Consider the following 20,140-nt stretch of genomic DNA (forward strand, 5'->3'; position numbering starts at 1 on the left):
CGAATCATAGTGGGGCGCGGCTGCCATGTCCCGATGCCGGCGCAGCGGACTTGCCCTGGTGCTAGAAGTCGAAAAGATCGGAGAGAAAGCCTTCGCGCTTCTTGCGGCGGTAACCATCGTGGCTGGAGTGCTCGCGCCGGTCATGGGATCCGTCAGGGCCCGCGCGCCGTTCCTGCGGGCGTTCATAGGCTGCTGGCGAGGCGGGCACGGAGGGTGCCTGGGCAGCGGAGCGCTCGATGAGCTTGTCCAGCTCTCCGCGGTCCAGCCAGACTCCGCGGCATTGGGGGCAGTAGTCGATCTCTATGTTCTGGCGCTCGGAGATGATGAGCGTGGCATCTCGGCAGGCGGGACATTGCATGACAGTTTCACCTTTGCCTGTTCAGGCAGTGGCTCCATCGGCAACGATGGAGTGTGGGCCGGGCTGTTATGCGTTGAGGTCTCCAGCGAAGGCCGTTCGACTGCGGGGGCGATGGATAGTTCCGTCGCTCCAAGCGCCATCACCATCTCGTGCCAGTCCATGCCGCCGTGGCCCGGGGCCGAAGGCCGTGGCGACTGGCCGCGTTTGCCTTCAGCCTGTCTTCAGGCGCGCTTCAGCGCCCCTTCATCCCCCCTTCAGCCCCCCTTCAGCCTGCGCGTGCGCCATGCGCCCGGACGGTCCTACATTGCGGCCTGCCCCCTTGCGGGCATGTCTGCATCAGCAACCAGGAGGACCATCCATGATGACTTTTCGCCATTCCCGCGCGTGGCTCGGCGCGGCCGGCATCGCCACCCTTGCCCTGGGCCTCGCGGCCTGCGGCGGGGGCTCTTCGGGCAGCACCAACCCCGGGCCGCGCATCTGGGGCTACATCCAGCTGCCTGACGGCAACAAGATGCGCTATTCGGTGGTCTTTCCCAAGGGGCCGGGGCCGTTTCCCGTGCTGATGGAGTATGACGGCTACGGATCGGGCTCGGTCACGGAACAGACCACCCAGGAATGGACCAAGGAAGGCTATGCCGTGATGGGCCTGAACGTGCCCGGCACGGGCTGCTCCACGGGCGAGAACCAGTGGGCCGACGCCTCCGTGGGCGCGGCCGGGGCGCACGCGGTGGAGTGGGCTGCGCGCCAGGCGTGGTCCACGGGCAAGGTGGGCATGGTGGGCTATTCGTATTCGGGCTACGACCAGCTGTGGGTGGCGGCCCAGCGTCCGCCCAGCCTCAAGGCGATCGCGCCGGGCAAGAACGTGGCCGATCCCTACCGCGACGTGGCCTATCCGGGCGGCATCCAGAACATTGGCTTTCCCGCCAACTGGTGGCGGCAGTTCCCCGCGATATGGCGCAAGGCCGCCGACGATGCCAGGGCGCTGGACGGCGATACCGGATGCGCCCAGGTCGTGGAGGACAACATCCGCAAGATCCAGCGCCCCGACCTGGACATGGCGCGCTGGCTGGACGAGGACCGCTTCTTCGGCGCCCGCTACGCGCTCAAAAGCGCCATGAACTCCACGCACCGCATCGACATCCCCACGCTGGGCACCCAGTCCTGGCAGGACGAGCAGGTGGGCACCCGCATGGGCTACTACGAGGACAGCATCGCCCCGGACAAGATGTGGCTGATCAGCTCCAACGGCGACCACCACACCGACAACGCCCCCTTTCTGCGCGAGACCATGAAGCGCTTTTACGCGCGCTTTCTCAAGGGCGAGAGCAATGGCTTCGAGCACACGCCGCGCGTGCTGCTGGCGCAGGAAATGCAGTGGATGAACGGTGGGGGCGACTATGGGCAGCTGCGCCCCTCGGCCGTGGCCAGCTTTGACCGGCTGCCCGTGCGCGTCACGCCCATGACGCTGTGGCTGCAGCCTGGCGGCGGGCTGGGCGATGCGCCGCCGCAGGCCGAGCGCCAGTCGGCCAGCTACCGCTACCCGCTGCCGGGCGCCGAGGCCAACCATCCCGACGCGGACACCGAGTCCGGCGCGGGCCAATGGACTGCCAGCCCCGCCGGGCAGGGCCTGCTGCGCTTCACCACGGCCCCGCTGCCGCGCGCGCTGAGCTTTTATGGCGAGGCCTCGCTGGACCTGTGGCTCAGCGCCACTGCCGGCGACACCGATGTGCAGGTCACCGTCTCGGAGGTGCGTCCCGACGGCCAGGAGATGTTCGTGCAGCGCGGCTGGCTGCGTGCTTCCATGCGTGCGCTGGACGGCCAGCGCTCCACCGCCTTGCGGCCCTGGGGCGATTTCACCGAGGCCGCCGTGCGCCCGCTGCGCCCCGGCGAGCCCACGCTGATGCGCGTGGAAATCCAGAAATTCGCCCATGTGTTCCGCGCGGGCTCCAGCCTGCGCGTGACCCTGGACACGCCTTCGCAGACCGGGTACTGGGCCTTCGACCATCTGTCCACGCCTTCGACCAACACCGTCTGGCTGGACCGCAGCCGGCCGTCGAAGATCGTGCTGGGCCACATCGCCTATGCCCATGAGCGGCAGCTGCCGGACTGCCGGCGCATGCTGCGCCAGCCCTGCAGGCCCAACGAGGAGGCCGTTCCTTCGGGCGTGGGCCCCCTGCCGCCGCTGTGATTTCATGCCCCGGTGTTGACTATGAATGAACGTTCGTTCATCATTCGGGGCATGAAAAAGAAAGAAGACATCAGCGAGCGCCGGGCTGTCATCGTGGAGGCCGCCCTGCAGTGCTTCGTGGAGCGCGGCTTTCACTGCACCAGCATGCGCGACATCGCGCAGGCTGCCTCGGTGAGCCTGGGCAATCTGTACAACCACTTCGACAGCAAGCAGGCCTTGATTGCCGAGGTCGCCACGCAGGAGCAGACCGAGCTGCTGCCCTTGCTGCAGGCGCTGGAGCGGGCCGCAGCCCCTTCGCTGCCTGTGGTGGCGCAATTCCTGGCCGCCTACCAGGCGCTGTGCCGCCAGCGGGAATGGGCCGTGCTCAGCGCCGAATGCCTGTCCGAGATCGCGCGTTCGCCCGGGCTGGCGCCGGCCTTCGAGGCCAACCGCAGGCGCATGCTCGACGGCCTGGCAGGCTTCATGGAGCGTGGGGCGCAGCAGGGCCTCTTGCGGCCCGCCGTGCCCGTGCGCCTGGCCGCGCAACTGCTGCTGGATGCCGTGGAAAGCGATGCGCTGCGCTTTGCGCTGGCGGTGACGCCGCAAGAAGACGCGGGGGCGGATGAAGGGGTCGATGTGCTGCATCCCGCCTTGCTGGCCTGCCTTCTTGGAGGCGAGGCACGGGGGGACGCGACATGAGGCACGCCACCGGCAGGGGCGCCCGCCTGGCGGGGCTGGACCTGGCGCGCTATCTGGCGCTGGCAGGCATGGTGTTCGTCAACTTCAAGCAGGCCATGCATCCCGCGCTGCAGGAGCCTGGCTGGCTGCTGTCGTTCTTCCATTTTCTGGAGGGCAAGGCCTCGGCCACCTTCGTGGTGCTGGCGGGACTGGGCCTGGTGCTGGCCACGCGCTCGCTGGAGCCGGCCACGGCGCGCCTCTGGACGCTGCGCCGCGCGCTGTTCCTGCTGGTGGCCGGTGGCATGAACCTGCTGATCTTTCCGGCCGACATCATTCACTACTACGCGGTGTATTTCGTGCTGGCCATCGCCTGGCTGCAGGCCGGCGCACGGGCACTGCTGGCCGGCATGGCGGCCGTGGCCGTGCTCTCCGCCTGGGCCTTGCTGCAGCTGGACTACAGCCAGGGCTGGGACTGGGCGAGCCTGTCCTACCAGGGCCTGTGGGAGCCGGCCGGCTTTGCGCGCAACCTGCTGTTCAACGGCTTCCATCCGGTGCTGCCCTGGTTTGCGTTCTTCCTCTGCGGCATGCTGCTGGCGCGCCAGCCGCTGGCCGAGCCGCGCGTGCAATGGACCTTGGTGGCTGCGGGTGGCGTGATGGTGGGCGCGGCCTGCGCCGTCTCGGCACTTGCGGTACAGAGTGAATGGGCTCCCTGGCTGGCCACCGGCCCCATGCCGCCCGGCCCGGCCTACCTGCTGATGGGCCTGGGCTGCGCCAGCATTGCCATCGGCGCCTGCCTGCGGCTGGCCGACCGCTGGCCCGCCGGACCGTGGCGCGGCCTGCTGCCGGCCGGGCGCATGACGCTGACCCTGTATCTGGCACACATCCTCATCGGCATGGGCCTGCTGGAGGCCCTGGGCGCGCTGGACGGATCACGCAGCCTGCGCGAAGTGGCCGTGGCCGCCGCGCTGTACGTGATCATCGCCAGCCTGGCCGCCTGGGCCTGGAGCAAGAAGGTGGCGCAGGGGCCCGTGGAGTGGGTGATGCGACGGCTGACGGCACTGGATTGATCCACAGTCTGGAAATTGCGCTCGAATGAAGTCACCGTCTTGATGGCCACAATGCCTTGATTGTCTACACTTGCCCCCATTCAAAAATGGGGGAGATTCAATGGCTGAGGCGGTTTACAAGAAATGGCTCAGGGCTGTGATCGGGCTGCAATGCCTGTTGATCCTGGCCTTTGTCTTTCGGGGTTGGCTGTTGCCCGACCCATTGGGCCCCAGGCTTCCCTCAATCCAAGGCAATACAGTGTGGATTCAAAGCCATGGCGCTTTGCATCAGTTTGATCGGCAGGGCACACGCCTGCAGCGTCTGGAGTTGGCGCAATTGGGTTTGACCCCATCGGTCAGCAGCCTTCAGTTCATTGGCGAGAAGACGCTTTGGGCGCATGACCAGGGAAGTGTGCATCGCTGCGATCTGGCAATGCAGCGCTGCGTGGCGCTGGATCTGCCCGATTTGTCCACACGCGGTGGCTATCGCTGGATGCGGGTAACGGCCGATGAAGCGCAGATTGTGGTCTCCGACGCATCCAATCACCGCGTTCTCGTTTACCAGCGCGACGCCGCTTCCAGTGCAGCGCAAGCCTATGTGCTGCTCAAGACCTACAGCGAAGGCCTGCGCTTTCCGAATCAGACGCTGCAGGTAGGCGAGCGTATGTGGGTGGCCAATACCAACCGCCATCAGATTGCGCAAATCGATACGGCACAGAGCACCCAGGCCGCGCCTGCCGTATTTCCCGTGGAATATGCGGGCCTGCGTTCCGGGCGCCGCTTCCCGTTCGCCATGCAGCTGGATGGCCAGCAGCGTCTATGGGTGCTGGTGGCAGACTCGAGCATGCGGGGAGCAGATCTGCTGTTGATGGATTCCCAGTTGAGGCCTGAACGGGTGATGCCGCTTTCGCCCGACCAGGACCCGAACGCCATCGCCATGGTGGGTCAGGAGTTGTTGCTGCCGGACATGACCCAATTCACCGTCCATCGCGTGGATCTGGACGGCCGCGTGCTGGAGCCTTTCGGGGATGCTCCATTCCGCGGCGAGCTGGCGTCTGCCCGCTCGTCCTATGAATGGGGCAGGCGGTTGCCTTCGTTCCTGCTGGGCAGCATCGGGGTATTGATGGCTCTGGGACTGTGGCTTGCCTGGAAGGCGGGGGAATTGCGCCAATTGGGCGGCAAGCGCTGGCAGGAAGTGGGCGACACCGAAGCCTCCAGCGCGGTCGTGGTTTCCTCACCGTCCCAGCACGCCGCGCAGGCTTCTCAAGCCTCGGAAGGAAAGCCGCTGGTCACTTCGGTCACGGCGCTTGCGGGCAGCACCGTGAAGCGCAGGCGTGCGCTTGCCATGGTTGGCGTTCTGCATTGCCTGGTTGCAGGGGGGATGGTCTACTGGTTCTTGCCGCTTTTGCACCAGCGCGACTGCGGTCCGGACAAATCGTGCGATCCAACGGGCATGCTCGGTGTCCTGCTGGTGCTTTTGGCCGTGTTGCCGCTGTGTTTGTATGCATGGCTCTGGCGCAAGCTCAAGCAGCTGGAGACCATGCGCATAGCCACGGACGGGCATCGGATCGCGGTACGCATGGCACGCAGGACCCGAAAATTCGATGCCAGTCGCGTCACCTGCACGCGCCAGCATCTGTGGATGGGCCTTCGCGCCATTCCCCTGCGACTCAATGGCAGTCCCCTGTTCGACGAGGCCGCGTTCAGGCGCGAGATCCTGGCGCGGTTGCCGCAGCTGCAGGTGCGCGATGGCGCCTGGGACTTCGCCGTGGCACGCCACTTCTGGTCCAACAGTGGTGTGCTGGGCAAGGCCTTGGTGCTGCTGTATGTCGCGACCTTGCTGGGTTTTGGGGTTCGCCTGCTGGCCTGACGGGGTTGGCGACCCTGCTGTAAGATAGCCCTCCGCTCCGGGGTGCACGCCAGTGCTGAGATCCACACCCGAGAACTTGAACCGGGTCATTCCGGCGGAAGAAGAGCTTGCACCCCTGCGTGGCCGCCCATGCGCCACGGGCGGGGGAGCCTTCGGAGCATCACGTCCCAGCTCTCGAAGGAATTCCATGGACAAGGCCCGGCCCCAGGCGGCTTCTTTGGTCGCAGACCTGCTTGCATTCATCGCCATGGACGGCTGCACCGACGAGCAGTTCGACGCACTGGCCCTGCGGCTGTTCGCCTACCAATACGAATCGAATGCGCCGTTTCGCAGCTTCTGCCAGCGGCGCGGCGCCACGCTGCGCAATGTGAAGACCTGGAGCGACATTCCCGCCGTGCCCATCGATGCGTTCAAGGCCATGGAGCTGCGCAGCGAGCCGGCCTCGCCCGCGGAGCGCGTGTTCATGACCAGCGGCACCACGGGCCAGGCCAAGGGACTGTCCGCGCGCGGGCGCCACTTCCATCCCGCGCTCGATGTCTACGATGCGTCGATGACGCGCAACTTCGCGCAGCGCTTCATGGCCGGGCACGAGCGCCTGCCCATGGGCATCCTCTTTCCCGACGAGCAGGCCATGCCCAACTCTTCGCTGGCCCACTACCTGGCGCTGGCCAAGACGGAATTCGGCACTCCTGACAGCCGCTACTTCCTCACCCCCGACGGCCTGGACATGCCCGGCCTGTGCGCCGTGCTGGAGGAATCCGAGCGCAGCGGTCGCCCCTATGCGCTGCTGGGCGCCAGCTTCAGCCTGGTGCATGTGATGGATGCGCTGCGCGAGCAGGGCCGCAGCTTTTGCCTGCCGCCAGGCAGCCGCATCCTGGACACGGGCGGCTACAAGGGCCAGTCGCGCGAGCTGCCGCTGGAGGATTTCTACGCCGACCTGTCTCGGTTGCTGGGCGTGCCGCGCAGCCACTGCATCAACATGTACGGCATGACCGAGTTGAGCACGCAGTTCTACGACGACGGCAATGCCACGCTGCCCTCGGTCAAGTCGGGGCCGCACTGGATACGCTCGCGCCTGGTCGAGCCCGTCACCGGCCGCAGCGTGGCGCCCGGCGAGCGCGGCATTCTCGTGCACTGCGACCTGGCCAACTACAACGCGGTCACCACCATCCTCACCGAGGACGTGGGCCTGTGGGCCGGCCATGGCGAGAACAGCGGTTTCCTGTTGCTGGGGCGTGCCGAGGGCGCAGCGGCCAAGGGCTGCTCGCTGGCGGTCGATGAATTCGTGAAGGCCGCTGCTGCATGAACATCGAGCGGATCACGGCCGGCTACCTGCCCGAACTGCCTGGTTTGCGCGAGGCCGAGGTGCAGTGGCATGTGCTGCCCTTCGAACGCGGCGGCGTGCGGCTGGAAGTCTCCGTGCCCCTGCTGACCGGCCCGCAGATGCGTGCGCTGGCAGCCCATGTGCGCCGTGCCGCCGACCGCCACCTCAGGGCCATGCCCGTGGCCGAGATCATCGACGCCATCGACCGCGCCATTGCCCGCCTGCTGGACCGCAGCGATCCCTATCGGCGCCAGGCCGAGACCTGGCTGCCCGTGGTCAGCGGCTATGACGCCGACATGGTGCGCCTGGGGCTGACGGGCTTCTTCAAGACCTTTCGCGCCGCGCAGCTGCGGCGCTTCGTGGCCGAGGACTTTGCCAACCCGGCCGTGCTGGACGGCTTCCAGCCCGCGCCCAAGGGCGGCGCGGTGCGTGCCTTCGGCCCCGACCTGCTGATGCACAGCTGGGCCGGCAATGTGCCTGCGCTGTCCCTGTGGAGCCTGGTCTGCGGCCTGCTGGTCAAGGCGCCCGCCATTGGCAAGCTGGCCAGCGCCGAGCCGCTGTTCGCGGGCTGGTTCGCGCGGCTGCTGGCCGAGGTCCACCCGCCGCTGGCCGATTGTCTGGCCGTGGTGTGGTGGAGCGGTGCGGGGGGTGTGGATGGCGCGGGGGGCGCGGATGGCGTGGATGGCGGTGGTGCCGCCGCGCTCCATGCCGAGGCCGACACCGTGCTCGCCTACGGCGGCAACCAGACGCTGCAGGCACTGCGCCAGCGCCTGCCCGTGACCACGCGCTTTCTGCCACACGGCCACAAGCTGGGCTTTGGCATGGTGGGCACTGCCGCGCTGGACACGCTCAAGGCGCCCGCCGTGGCGCGGCTGGCGGCCTGGGACGTGATGCGCTACGACCAGCAGGGCTGCTACTCGCCCCATGTCTTCTACGTGGAGCGCGGCGCCCCCGTCTCTGCGCGTGCCTTTGCCGACTATCTGGCGGCCGAGCTGGCCAACCTGCAGCGGCGCTTTGCGCGCCGGCCGTTGGAGCTGGAGGAGGGCGCCGCCGTGGCCCGCTGGCAGCAGTCCGTGGAATGGTCGGGCGACGCGCAGCAACTGCTGGGCCCCGTTGACGCGCCCTGGAGCGTGGCGTACAGCGACAGCCTGCAGCCGCTGGCGCCCACGGCCCTGTACCGCACGATTGCCGTGGTGGGCGTGGACCGCCTGGATGACGCCGTGCCCGTGGTGGCCGCGCAGCGCGAATACCTGCAGACGGCCGGCATTGCCGCCTCGCCCGAGCAGCTGTACCGGCTGGCCGGCCTGCTGGGCGCGGCCGGCGTCACGCGCATCAGCGCCATCGGCTCCATGAGCATGCCCGAGGCCGGCTGGCACCATGACGGCCGCTTCAACCTGCTGGACCTGGTGCGCATGACCGAGATCGAGCAATCTGCCGAGGCGGCGGCGCAGCCTTTCGCCCCGTATGCGGATTGACATCCATGCACACCGGCACGACGGGCACAACGGGCATGACGGGCATCACAGACGGGGCTGATGGCATGGCGTTTCTCGATATCGAACAGGTGGTGTTCACCTACCCGGGCCGCCCGCCCGTGGTGGACGGCGTGGACTGGCGCGTGCAGGCCGGTGAGATCCACTGCCTGCTGGGCCGAAGCGGCTGCGGCAAGACCACCTTGCTCAAGCTGGCGGCGGGGCTGCTCAGGCCGCAGTCGGGCCGAATCCTGCTGCGTGGCGCCGAGCTGGCCGAGCCCGGCCCGCAGCTGGGCTTCATGTTCCAGGCGCCCACGCTGCTGGAGTGGCATACGGCGCTGGGCAATGTGCTGCTGCCCGTGTCGCTGCAAAGGCGCCCCGCGCCGCAGGACGAGCAACGCGCCCTGGCGCTGCTGGAGCAGCTGGGCCTGGTCAGCCACGCGCAGCGCCATCCGCGCCATCTCTCGGGCGGGCAGCAAAGCCGCGTGGCGCTGGCACGGGCGCTGGTGCTGGACCCGCCGCTGCTGCTGCTGGACGAGCCCTTTGCCGCGCTGGACGCCATCACGCGCGCCGAGCTGCAGGACGACCTGCTGCGCACCTGCCGCGAGCGCGGCACCACGGTGCTCTTCGTCACCCACGACATCAACGAGGCCGTCTACCTGGGCGACCGCATCGCCCTCATGCACGGCGGGCGCATCGTGGCCGATATGGCGGTCGATCTGCCCGCGCCGCGCACCCAGGCCATGCGCCACGGGCCGGCGTTCAACGAGCACTGCGCCCGCGTGCGCGCAGCCATGGACAGGACGGCGGCATGACGGTGTCCTTGTTCCATGCCCGCCTGCTGGCCGCCGCGCTGGCGCTGGTCCTGCTGGGCCTGTGGGAGCTGCTGGTGCGGCAATGGGGCCTGTCCGCCCTGGTGCTGCCGGCGCCCTCGGCCATTGCGGCATCGCTGTGGACGGGGCTGGCCACGGGCTATTTCTGGCCGCACATCTGGGCGACGCTCCAGGCCCTGCTGCTGGGGCTGGCGGCCGGCAGCGCGATCGGCCTGCTGGCGGGCATGGCCCTGGCTGAATCCGAGCTGCTCGAGCGTGTGCTCAAGCCCTATGTGGTGGTCAGCCAGGTCGTGCCCAAGCTGGCGCTGGCGCCGCTGTTCGTGCTGTGGTTCGGCTTCGGCATGCTGCCCACGGTGCTGATCACGGCGCTGATCTGCTTTTTCCCGCTGATGGAAAACACCTTGACCGGCCTGCGCCAGGTCGATGCCCAGCGGCTGCAGCTGTTTCGCATGCTGGGCGCCACGCGGCTGCAGACGCTGCTGCGCCTGAAGCTGCCCACGGGTCTGCCCGCCATTCTTGCGGGCCTGCGCGTGGCCGTGGTGCTGGCCCTGGTCGGCGCCGTGGTGGCCGAATTCATGGGCGCCAGCCGCGGCCTGGGCGCTGTGGTCATTGCCGCCCAGGGAATGATGGACACCACCCTCATGTTTGCGGCCCTGGTGCTGATCGCCGCCATGGGCCTGCTGCTGTACCAGGCCTGCCTGGTGCTGGAGCGCCGGCTGCTGCGCTCGCGCGCCGCCTGACCATCCTGAACACTTCCGAAACCTTTTCCCCAAGCGCCATGCACACACCGCAATCTCCCTTCCTCACCCGCCGCAGCCTGCTGGGCGCCTCTGCCGGTTTTGCCGGCCTGGCGCTGGCCGGCAATTGCCTGGCCGCTCCTGTGCAAGGCAAGATCCGCCTGGCGGGCTGGAGCAAGCCCATCAGCGAGATCACCAACATCCTGGCCGAGCCCGACAAAGGCTTCTTCAAGGCCCAGGGCGTGGAGCTGGCCTACCTGCCCGGCGCAGGCGGCGGCGACGCCATCCGCAACATGCTCAGCGGCCAGGCCGATGTGGCCTTCACCGATCCCGGCTCCTTCTTCATGGCGCTGGACAAGGGCGAGAAGCTGGTCGCCATCTACGACATCTATCCGCAGAACGTGTTCAACGTGGTCTCGCTCAAGTCGGCCGGCATCCGCAAGCCGGCGGACCTCAAGGGCAAGAAGATCGGCGTCTACAGCCTGTCCAGCGGCACGCGCCAGAACCTGCTGGTGATGCTGCACCAGGCCGGCCTCAAGGAGTCGGACGTGACCATCGTCGTCACCGGCCTGCTCAACTTCGCGCCGCTGATGCAGGGCCAGGTCGATGCCACGGCCGCCACCGACACCGGCCTGGCCGTGGGCCTGCGCAAAGGCATTGGCGAGGTCGATGTGATGCAGGTGCGCGATCACCTGAACATCTCCAGTGACATGTTCGTGGTGCGCGAGGACACGCTGCGCGACAAGAAGGACCTGCTGCGCGCCTTCCTCAAGGGCTACCGCGACAGCGCCGCCTGGATGATGGCCAACCCCGATGAGGCCGCCACGCTGGCCGGCAAGCACGCCATCGACGGCACGCAGCGCGACATCAACCTGGACGTGATCCGCCTGCGCAATGCGTCTTCGCAGCCGCTGCAGGCCGGCAAGCCGCTGGGCAGCTTCGACCTGGCCGCCCTGCAAAAGGGCGCCGACGCCTACCGCGCGCTGGGCATGGTGCAAAGGCAGATCAAGGTGTCCGACGTGGTGGACACCAGCCTGCTGCCCGGGGCCTGAGATGGCACAGCCGTCTTCCCTGGGCCTGCAAGGCAAGGTGGTGCTGGTCACCGGCGCCGGCCGCGGCATAGGCGCTGCCATTGCCATCGCCTTTGCGCGCGAGGGTGCCACCGTGGTGGTCAACCACCTGTCCAACGACGAAGCCGCCGCCCGCACCGTGGCGGCCTGCCAGGCAGCGGGCAAGCAGGCCGGAGGCGATGCCTGGGCCATCAAGGCCGATGTGGGCTCGCAGCCCGCCGTCCAGGCCATGACCGAGGCCATTGCACGCGAGGCGGGCGCCATCGACATCGTGGTCAACAACGCCTTCAAACCCTACGCCTTCGACCCCGAGCGCCGCCGCCTCTTCGACGACCTGCAATGGAGCGACTACCAAGCCCAGTACGACGGTGCCGTGGGCGCGGCCTTCAATGTCTGCCGCGCGGTGCTGCCGCAGATGCGCCAGCGTGCGCGGGGCAGCATCGTCAACATTGCCAGCAATTTGGTGGAGCACCCCGTCGTGCCCTACCACGACTACACCACGGCCAAGGCCTCGCTGGTGGCCTTCAGCCGCAACCTGGCCAGCGAGCTGGGGCCCGTGGGCATACGTGTCAACTGCGTCGCGCCGGGGCTGGTCTATCCCACGCAGGGCACGCAGGACACGCGCGAGTCCTTCCGCGAATCGCTGATGGCCGCCACGCCGCTGCGCCGCTTGGCGAGCCCCGAAGACGTGGCGGGGCCGGTGCTGTTCCTGGCCTCGGAACTGAGCGGCTTCATGACGGGACAGGTACTGTTCGTCGATGGCGGCCTGGTGATGCGTTGAGCCTGTTTTAGAACTGCTCCCACTCCTCCGCCATCTCGGCCGCCGTGGCGCGGCGGGGTGCCGTGGTCCTGGCGGGCAGCGCCACAGGCGCGCTGGAGGCCGCAGCCGTTGCCGCGCGCAAGGGCTTGGCGGGGCGGGGCACGGCAGGGGCCAGCGCGGGAGACGGCCTGGCGGTCTGTGCCCGGGCCTCGCTTTCATCCAGCCGGAACACGCTGACCAGTTGCACCAGTTGCGCCGCCTGCTTGTTCAGGCTGTCGGCAGCGGCGGCGGACTCTTCCACCAGGGAGGCGTTTTGCTGCGTCACCTGGTCGAGCTGCTGCACGGCGTCGCTGACCTGGGTCACGCCCTGGGACTGCTCCTGCGTGGCGGCACCGATGTCGGAGATCAGTTCGGCCACGCGGTGCGTCTGGGTGACGATGTCGTTCATGGTGTTGCCGGCCTCGGCCACCTGGCGGGAGCCGGCGGCGACCTTGCCCACGCTCTCGCTGATCAGGCCCTTGATCTCCTTGGCCGCGTTGGCGCAGCGCTGGGCCAGGGAGCGCACCTCCGAGGCGACCACCGCAAAGCCCTTGCCCTGTTCCCCGGCACGCGCGGCCTCCACGGCGGCGTTGAGCGCGAGGATGTTGGTCTGGAACGCAATGGCGTCGATCACGCCGATGATTTCCTCGATCTTGCGCGAGCTGTGCGTGATGTCCTCCATGGTGCTGACCACGCCATGCACCACCTCGCCGCCGTGCACGGCCGTGGCGCTGGCCGACTGGGCCAGGCCCGAGGCACTGCGCACCGTGTCCACGTTCTGCTGAATGGTGGCGGTCATCTGCTCCATGGAGGCTGCCGTCTCCTCCAGGTTGGCGGCCTGCTCTTCCGTGCGAGCGCTCAGGTCCGCGTTGCCCGAGGCGATCTGGCTGGCGCCCGTGGCAATCGATTCGCTGCTGTGGCGCACCTGGCTGACGATGTCTGCCAGGCTCGCGCGCATGGAGTTCAGCGCAGCCAGCAGGCTGGTGGTGTCACCGGGCCGCAGCGCCACGGCCACCGCCAGGTTGCCCCTGGCGACTTCCTGCGTGATCTGCGCCGCGTAGGCGGGCTCCCCGCCCAGCAGGCCCGTGATGCGCCGCGTGATGGCCCAGCCCACCAGCGCGCCTATGGCCAGTGCGGCCAGCGCCAGGGACAGCATCAGCCGCCCGGCAGCCAGGGATTTGTCCTCGGAGGCCTGCGCCGTTTCCGTGGCACGCACCTGCTGGTGGGCCAGGATGTCATTGATGGAGTTGAAGAACGCGTCCTGGCGTTTGCGGAACTCCCCGCTTTCGCCAAGCATGGCCGAGACGGCCTGCAGATCGTGGCGCGTGGCCGCCTCCATGAATTGGTCGAGCAGCGGCAGATAGGCAATGCGCGCGTTCTTCATGTTGTCGTACAGGGCAACGCCCTGCGGTGTGCTCAGGCCTTCGCGGAATTTCTCCATCAGCTGGCTGATCTTCTGGCGCTGTGCATCCAGTGCGGCCTTGGCCAGCTTCTTTTCCCCGGCGTCCTCCATCAACGCCATGCTGCGCACGCCGCGAAAGATGAACTCCACCGAGCCCTTGATCTCCACCAGCCGGAGCAGGCTGGTGATCCGCTTGTCGGCCAGGTAGGCCACATCATCGGAGGCCTGTACCAGCTGGGCGCGGCCATACAGCGCAATCGACAGCGCGATGGCAATCAGAATCGAAAATCCCAGACCCAACATGGAGCCCGTCTTCATGTTTTTCAGGTATTTCATGCGTATTCCTTTCAGTATTCAATATGGCTGCGTGCCACGCAATCGGGCCGCATCGCATAAAAATCCGGATCACGCCAATCGATGGTGGCGGACCCAGACAGACGGCGGTATTCCATAATGTCCGGAGAAATCTCTGGAAAATGATGAGAGCGAGGAATAACCAAGCTGCGAGGAAATCTGTCCTATGCTCTGGTCGGTGGTCAGCAGCGATTCGGCCGCAAGATGGATACGGCTTTGCCTTATATACTCGCCGATACTGCACGACCTGCTGTTGCGAAAGGAAACCTCCAATGTGCGCCGGCTGACGCGGCAATGGTCGGCAATGGTCTGGATCGGTAGTTTCTTGTCCAGGTTTTCCTGTATGTATTGGAGGGCGCGCTTGACATAGGCGGGTTCCAGATCGTGCAGCCGTGCCTCGTCCATGGCCGTGAATCTGGATTTCTCCAGATAGGGGCTGATGGCCATGCTCTTGAGCCGCATGATGTTCAGCGCCTTCAGCGTGGACAGGGCGCCTGCAAAATCGCCCTGCGTTTCCTGTATGTGGTACTCGTAGACCAGGGCATTGCGGCACAGGCCCTCGAGCTGGTAGGTCTGGGCCGTGGACTTTGCCAGCATCACCGCCTGCAGGGCCTGGGCATATTGGCGCTTGCTGCAGTGCACCAGTGCGCTGCTCAGCCAGGCCCAGCCGGCAATCGGCGGGTTCTTGATCTGATGGCGGACGCCGATGCGTTCAATGGCACGGATCACGCAAGCGGCTTCGCGGCGACCCGCATCCAGCCCTTTGACCGAGAGCTGCAGCAAATCGCTGTAGGGCCAGGCCAGGCCCGTTGGCAGCTGGCGGCCGACCCGCTCCAGCAGCGCCTGCAGGTCGGCGCTGTCGGGTGCGGCGGCGCCGAGCTGGACCAGGCCTGAATCCGGGGGCGGACCGCACCACAGATTCTGGTGATTCTTGTAGAGATAGATCTTCCACAGAATCTGCGCCCTGGCCCAATTGATCAGGGCGGACAGCCAGGGCGTGACGCCCGGCGCCATCAATGCGAAATCATGGTCCTTGCCTTCGATCAATTGCAAGGCGGTATCGAGCTCGCCCAGCCGGCTGTGCGCCAGCGCCCTCACATAGGTGGCGCAGGCCATGGATTCCGGCTGCAGCAGCGCGGGATTGGCCATTGCCGCAGTGGCCAGTGCAATCGCGTTGCGCTCTTCGCCCAGCTGACAATGGATGAAGGCGGCTGCAATGCGGCATGAGACCACGCGGTCGGGCATGCGGTGCAGCTCGAAAATGGCCTGCGCTTCCTGCACATATCTGAGCACCAGGAGGGGATATATGGAAGGCTCTGGCCATTTGCAGGCCTGTAGCAATTCCTCGGCCCGGCTGATTTTGTTATATCCAGTATCGGCTTGCTGGTGATGGGCGGATATTATTCTCCATAATCTGGATGCGCTCTCATCTTGGTGGCCGTGGATGTGGTGCGTCAAAAGATTGAATGAGTAAGAATTCTTATATGAAAAAATCAATGACCAGGCAGGTGCGATGCATTTTCCCGATGAATGCATCGGCAAGGTGCTTCACAACACCCTCCTGGGGAAACACTGATTGACTGGAAGAATCTTACAGGCCAGATAAACAATTGTTTACATTTGGATTTTATTTTTCTTGCCGGATCACGCAGGCACTTGTCTTTTTGCGAAACTTTCTCTCTTGCAAATCTCCTAATTCGCTGATTGGACAGACTTTTTCTGATTGGAAAAATCCATTCAAATAGGCGAATATTCCCTGGATTTCATGGGGTTGTTACAACGGCCAGACTCCAGCCGGGCCGCCCTGCCGGCATGGCAGGCGCTGGCCGCGCCCGCCCCGGCAATCAGAAGGCGTGCGATATGCCAAGCACCACCGAGCTGGGCCGGCTGCCTGCCTGGACCACCGGCCCCGCATTGCTGGCGGTGTTGATGGTGAAGGCGGCACCCACCTCGTTGTGGATGCGGCCCACGCCCGCATAGAGCTTGGTGCGCTTGGACAGCGAGTGGTCGTAGCGCACGCTCAGCGCACGCGCATCGCTCTGGGCGCGAGCCTGTCCGTGGTAGGCGCCATAGGACAGCAGCCACTGCCCCGCCATGTCCATGGGCACGGTCACGCTGGCCTCGTAGAAACGGCCCTGGCCGCTGGTGTCGGCAGGCAGGTCGTCGCGCCGCGTGGACAGCAGCAGCGCCGCGCGCGCCACGCCGAAGTCATAGGCTGCGCCCAGCAGCGCATAGCGGTCGGTATTCACGGCCGTGGTGCGCCGCTGCATCCACGATGCACCCAGTGCCCAGGGCCCGGCCGCATAGTCCACGGAGCCTCCGTACAGGCTGGCCACGCTGGAGCCCGCCGCCTCGCCGAACGAATACATGCCGCGCACCGTGAAGCCGCCCATGTTCGGCGACTGGTAGCGCAGCGAATTGCTGGCGCGCAGCACCGTGCCGTCGCGGAAATAGTTGGCCGCGTTGCCCCAGATCAGGCCGGTGAGCGCATAGCTGGCCAGCGAGGTGTGCAGCGTGGTGTAGTGGCGCCCGGCCGTGAGCTGGCCCCAGCTGCCGCCCAGGCCCACGAAGACCTGGCGCCCAAAGGCGAGGCCGCCCTGGCCGCTGGCACCCGTGTCGCCGTTGAAGCCGGCCTCCACCACGTAGAGCGCGCGCTGGCCGCCGCCCAGGTCCTCCGTGCCGCGCAGGCCCCAGCGCGACCCGGCGATCACGCCGCTTTCCAGCCGCTGCAGGCCGCCATTGCCCGTGCGCGCCGACTCCACCGCCATGTCCACGACGCCGTACAGCGTCACGCTGCTGCTGGGGATCGCGGGCGGGGCCGATGTCTTCGTCTGTGTTTGCGCCTGTGTCTGTGTCTGCGCATGCACCTGGCTTGCCAGGGCCAGGGCTGCGGCGCCCACGGCCCAGCCTCCTCGTTGCAAGGTCTTCATGATGTTTCCTCTATGGGGTATGGAAAAAATGGGGCGCTGGCCGTTGCTTGCTGCCTGGTGCTGTCCCGGGCCGCCTCGGCTGGCGTTGTCCGCTCAGTCGAGCCGGATGTTCTTCTTGGCGATCAGCGCGCCGTAGGTGCGGTTGTCCTGCGCCATGCGTGCGGACAGGGCGGCGGGGCCGACATCGTCCACGCGCCAGCCCTGGGCCAGCAGCTTGTCGCGCACTTCGGGCGAATGCAGGATGCGCTCCAGCGCCTGCGACAGCCGGGCGCGGTGGGCTGCGGGCATGGAGGCCGGCGCCATCACGGCATTCCACACCTCGATGTCCACCGCGCCCGCGCCGATCTCGCGCATGGACGGCACGCCGGGCGCCAGCGGGCTGCGTTCGCTGGAGGTCACGGCCAGCGCCGCCAGCTTGCCCGACTGCACCAGCGGCATCACGGTGGAGGCCGGCAGCAGCGCCATCTGTACCTGGTCGCCCAGCAGGGCGTTCACTACGGCCGGGCCGCCGTTGTAGGGCACATGGGCCAGGTGCAGGCCCATGGATTCCTTGATCAGCTCGGCCCCCAGGTGCGTGCCCGGGCCTTTGCCGACCGAGCCGAAGTTGAACTGGCCGTTCTCGGAACGCAGGGACTGCAGGTAGGCCGCCGTATCGGTGGCGGCGGCGCGCGGCGCCACCCAGACCAGCGGCGCCGATCCGATCATGGCGATGGGCGCAAAGTCCCCCCCCGGGTCGTAGGGCAGCCGGGCGTAGAGGTATTTGGAACTGGTCAGCGGGCCATTGCCGATCACGCCCAGCGTATGGCCGTCGCCGGCCTTGGCCACGGCATCGGCGCCGATGTTGCCGCTGGCGCCGCCCTTGTTCTCCACCACCACGGGCTGGCCCAGGGCGCGGCCCAGCGGCTCGGCCAGCAGGCGCGCCTGCACGTCGGGCGAGGAGCCGCTGGCATAGCCCACGATCAAGCGCAGCGGGCGCGTGGGCCACGCATCCTTGTCGCCTGCGGCACGGGCGGGGAAGACCGGCGAGAGCGCGGCAGCGCACCACAGCAGGGCGGCGCGGCGCGTTGACGACTGCAGCAGCGGCTGCCTGCTTGTCTGGGGCTTGTTCATGTTCTTGTCTCCTGGAATGTTCATCTGCAATCTGGTTTCAGCGCGAAAAATACCGGTTCATGGGCCCCAGGCGCGGCGGCAATCGGGAGTGCGGGCGCTGTGACACATCCGCAGGCAGGTCGCCGCGCACCACCTGGCTTTGCAGCACAAAGGATTCGGCCTGCACGCCCGGCAGGCCCCAGGGCGCAAGCCGCTCCAGCAGCCACTGCGCACCCTGGCGCGCGCCCTCGGCCGTGCAATGCTCGGCCAGCAGCACCACCGTGGTCTGGCCGGCCACGGCCTGGGCAATGCGTTCGCCGCCCACCGGGTAGGCCAGGTCCAGCGCGGGCGGCACGGCGCCCGCGCTGGCGCGCACCAGCAGGGCGCTGTCCTCGGCCTCGGCCAGCGCCTGCGTGGCTGCGGCGGACCAGCCGGGCAGGTCGGCGGTGGTGGCGCGTACCGCCACCAGGTGCGCGGCGGTGGAGGCGCCTGCCGTGGCCAACAGCGCGCAGGGCCGGCGCACAAATGCGCTCAGCCGGGGCCGCATGCGGGCGGACCAGGGCGTGGGATGGGCGATCACATCGGCATACTGCGCCGTCTGCAGCGCATCCAGCCCCTGCAATCCATAGACCGTGAAGTAGCTGCTGCCTGCGGCAGATGGCGCACCGCCTGCATCCGAGCTGCCTGCATCCAAGCCGCGTACATAGCGGCGCCCCCACAGAAATCCCGGCAGGCCCACGCGCTCGGGCACATGTTCCATGGCGTGCCAGGCCTCGTATTCCTCGCGCGCATCGCTGCGGTCAAGTCCGTTCCACAGTGCAAGAAAGGCGTTGCTGCCACTCATGCCTGGTGCTCCGGCTGCACCAGCACCTTGCTGGCATGGCGCGCGCGCGCCAGCGCAAAGCCTTCCTCGGCACGCGACAGCGGCACGCGGTGCGTGATCATCTGGCGCAGCAGGGGCTGGTGCTCCTGCATGAAGCGCACCACCTCGGGCCAGGCGCTCTCGGGCGCGCGGTAGGAGCCGCGCAGCTCCTGGTGGTTGCGCACCAGCGCCGTCAGGTCGATGGGCACGGGCGCCGCATGGATGCCCGTGATCACCAGCACGCCATGCACCTTGAGCGCGCGCAGCGCCGGCGCAATCACGGCGGCCGCGCCCGTGGCCTCGATCACGGCATCGAACCGGCCCCGGGCCAGATAGGGGGCAAGGGCCGCATCCATATCGCTGCCCTCGAAGTCCAGCACATCGTCAAAGCCCATGGCGCGCAATACCGCCAGGCGCGGCGCATCGCCATGCCCGGCCACCACCACCTGGGCGGCGCCTGCGGCCCGCGCAAACAGCGCAATGCCCTGGCCGATGTTGCCCGGCCCCAGCACCAGCACGCGGTGGCCGGGGCGCACGCCGGCCGTGCGCACGGCCTCATGGCTCACGGTCAGCGGTTCGGCCAGCGCGGCCACATCGCCCTGCACACCGGCCGGGACCGGCACGCAGTTGCGCAGCGGCACGGCGGCCCAGGGTGCAAAGCCGCCATTGCGCAGCACGCCAATGCCGCGCCGCGTGGTACAGCCATCGAAGTTGCCGCTGGTGCAGGCCGCGCAGCGGCCGCAGGTGACCGAGGGCCGCACGGCCACCATCTGGCCCACGGTCAGGCCCGGGGCCAGGTTCCCGGCACCTTCGCCCAGCGCGGCAATCTCGCCGCTGAACTCGTGGCCGATCGTCACGGGCAGGGCTGGGGTTAGGAAGTGGTAGCTGCGGGTCCATTCGGCAATGTGCAGATCGGTGCCGCACACACCGGCCGAATGCACGCGCAGCAGCACTTCGCCAGGGCCGGGCGCGGGCATGTCCGCTTGGGTCAGTGTCAGGCCGTGGCTCGGCTCGGTCTTGCGCAGTGCTTGCATGGCGTGGGGGCCGCTGGCCCGTTGGAAATTGGCGATGGCGGCAGTGTCTCCATACGTCAGAGGTATGTCCAAGACTGAATTAGTATCTGAAGCATACGAAGCAAGTATGTTTTCA

General features: G+C 67.5%; 17 protein-coding genes and 1 riboswitch. Of the genes, 10 read left to right on the forward strand and 7 right to left on the reverse strand.

The genetic code is table 11. The features are described from left to right. Positions 1-61 precede the first annotated feature (61 nt). Positions 62-358 carry a zf-TFIIB domain-containing protein gene (locus IB269_RS04920; RefSeq protein WP_065345116.1) on the reverse strand — a complete coding sequence of 99 codons (297 nt, stop codon included), beginning with the start codon at positions 356-358 and terminating at the stop codon, positions 62-64. A gap of 358 nt (positions 359-716) precedes the next feature. Here IB269_RS04920 and IB269_RS04925 point away from each other — a divergent pair, with 358 nt between their 5' ends. The 10 genes from IB269_RS04925 (at position 717) to IB269_RS04970 (ending at position 12,336) form a co-directional block, all read left to right on the forward strand. After that, a complete protein-coding gene (locus tag IB269_RS04925; protein WP_192366525.1) occupies positions 717-2,546 on the forward strand; it encodes a CocE/NonD family hydrolase in 1,830 nt (609 codons plus the stop codon). A gap of 51 nt (positions 2,547-2,597) precedes the next feature. Then, entirely contained in the window at positions 2,598-3,224 is a 627-nt protein-coding gene (locus IB269_RS04930) for a TetR/AcrR family transcriptional regulator (RefSeq protein WP_063325956.1), read from the forward strand. Further along, positions 3,221-4,270 (forward strand): DUF418 domain-containing protein, encoded by a 1,050-nt coding sequence (locus IB269_RS04935; protein WP_192366526.1) that lies wholly within the window; start codon positions 3,221-3,223, stop codon positions 4,268-4,270. Before IB269_RS04930 ends, IB269_RS04935 begins: the two co-directional genes overlap by 4 nt. A 100-nt stretch (positions 4,271-4,370) precedes the next feature. Continuing rightward, positions 4,371-6,119, forward strand: coding sequence for a YncE family protein (locus IB269_RS04940; RefSeq protein WP_192366527.1), 1,749 nt, complete (start codon positions 4,371-4,373; stop codon positions 6,117-6,119). A gap of 28 nt (positions 6,120-6,147) precedes the next feature. Continuing rightward, a riboswitch (TPP riboswitch) is annotated at positions 6,148-6,239 on the forward strand. A 67-nt stretch (positions 6,240-6,306) separates the two neighbouring features. Then, complete coding sequence (locus IB269_RS04945; protein WP_016453240.1) at positions 6,307-7,425, forward strand: hypothetical protein; 1,119 nt, start codon at positions 6,307-6,309, stop codon at positions 7,423-7,425. After that, complete coding sequence (locus tag IB269_RS04950; protein WP_192366528.1) at positions 7,422-8,918, forward strand: acyl-CoA reductase; 1,497 nt, start codon at positions 7,422-7,424, stop codon at positions 8,916-8,918. Before IB269_RS04945 ends, IB269_RS04950 begins: the two co-directional genes overlap by 4 nt. A 35-nt stretch (positions 8,919-8,953) precedes the next feature. Next, a complete protein-coding gene (locus tag IB269_RS04955; RefSeq protein WP_192366911.1) occupies positions 8,954-9,730 on the forward strand; it encodes an ABC transporter ATP-binding protein in 777 nt (258 codons plus the stop codon). Further along, entirely contained in the window at positions 9,727-10,488 is a 762-nt protein-coding gene (locus IB269_RS04960) for an ABC transporter permease (RefSeq protein ID WP_016450562.1), read from the forward strand. Before IB269_RS04955 ends, IB269_RS04960 begins: the two co-directional genes overlap by 4 nt. A gap of 38 nt (positions 10,489-10,526) precedes the next feature. Further along, the gene (locus IB269_RS04965) at positions 10,527-11,537 is read left to right on the forward strand and encodes an ABC transporter substrate-binding protein (protein ID WP_126312081.1); all 1,011 of its coding nucleotides are present in this window, start codon (positions 10,527-10,529) and stop codon (positions 11,535-11,537) included. A gap of 1 nt (position 11,538) precedes the next feature. Continuing rightward, complete coding sequence (locus tag IB269_RS04970) at positions 11,539-12,336, forward strand: SDR family oxidoreductase (protein ID WP_192366529.1); 798 nt, start codon at positions 11,539-11,541, stop codon at positions 12,334-12,336. Positions 12,337-12,343: 7 nt separating this feature from the next. On the opposite strand, the gene IB269_RS04975 is transcribed toward IB269_RS04970, so the two are convergent. The 6 genes from IB269_RS04975 to IB269_RS05000 form a co-directional block, all read right to left on the reverse strand. After that, positions 12,344-14,092, reverse strand: a complete 1,749-nt coding sequence (locus IB269_RS04975; RefSeq protein ID WP_192366530.1) for a methyl-accepting chemotaxis protein — start codon at positions 14,090-14,092, stop codon at positions 12,344-12,346. Positions 14,093-14,161: 69 nt separating this feature from the next. Next, the gene (locus IB269_RS04980) at positions 14,162-15,646 is read right to left on the reverse strand and encodes a helix-turn-helix domain-containing protein (RefSeq protein WP_225613956.1); all 1,485 of its coding nucleotides are present in this window, start codon (positions 15,644-15,646) and stop codon (positions 14,162-14,164) included. Between the two features lie 308 nt (positions 15,647-15,954). Continuing rightward, positions 15,955-17,040, reverse strand: a complete 1,086-nt coding sequence (locus IB269_RS04985) for a porin (RefSeq protein ID WP_192366531.1) — start codon at positions 17,038-17,040, stop codon at positions 15,955-15,957. Between the two features lie 93 nt (positions 17,041-17,133). Then, complete coding sequence (locus tag IB269_RS04990) at positions 17,134-18,150, reverse strand: Bug family tripartite tricarboxylate transporter substrate binding protein (protein WP_192366532.1); 1,017 nt, start codon at positions 18,148-18,150, stop codon at positions 17,134-17,136. Between the two features lie 37 nt (positions 18,151-18,187). After that, positions 18,188-18,973, reverse strand: coding sequence for a hypothetical protein (locus IB269_RS04995; RefSeq protein ID WP_192366533.1), 786 nt, complete (start codon positions 18,971-18,973; stop codon positions 18,188-18,190). Next, entirely contained in the window at positions 18,970-20,025 is a 1,056-nt protein-coding gene (locus IB269_RS05000) for a zinc-dependent alcohol dehydrogenase (protein WP_156897996.1), read from the reverse strand. Before IB269_RS05000 ends, IB269_RS04995 begins: the two co-directional genes overlap by 4 nt. Between the last annotated feature and the right edge of the window lie 115 nt (positions 20,026-20,140).

This window comes from Delftia sp. DLF01 (assembly GCF_014852125.1).
GTDB classification, from domain to species: Bacteria; Pseudomonadota; Gammaproteobacteria; order Burkholderiales; family Burkholderiaceae_C; genus Comamonas; species Comamonas acidovorans.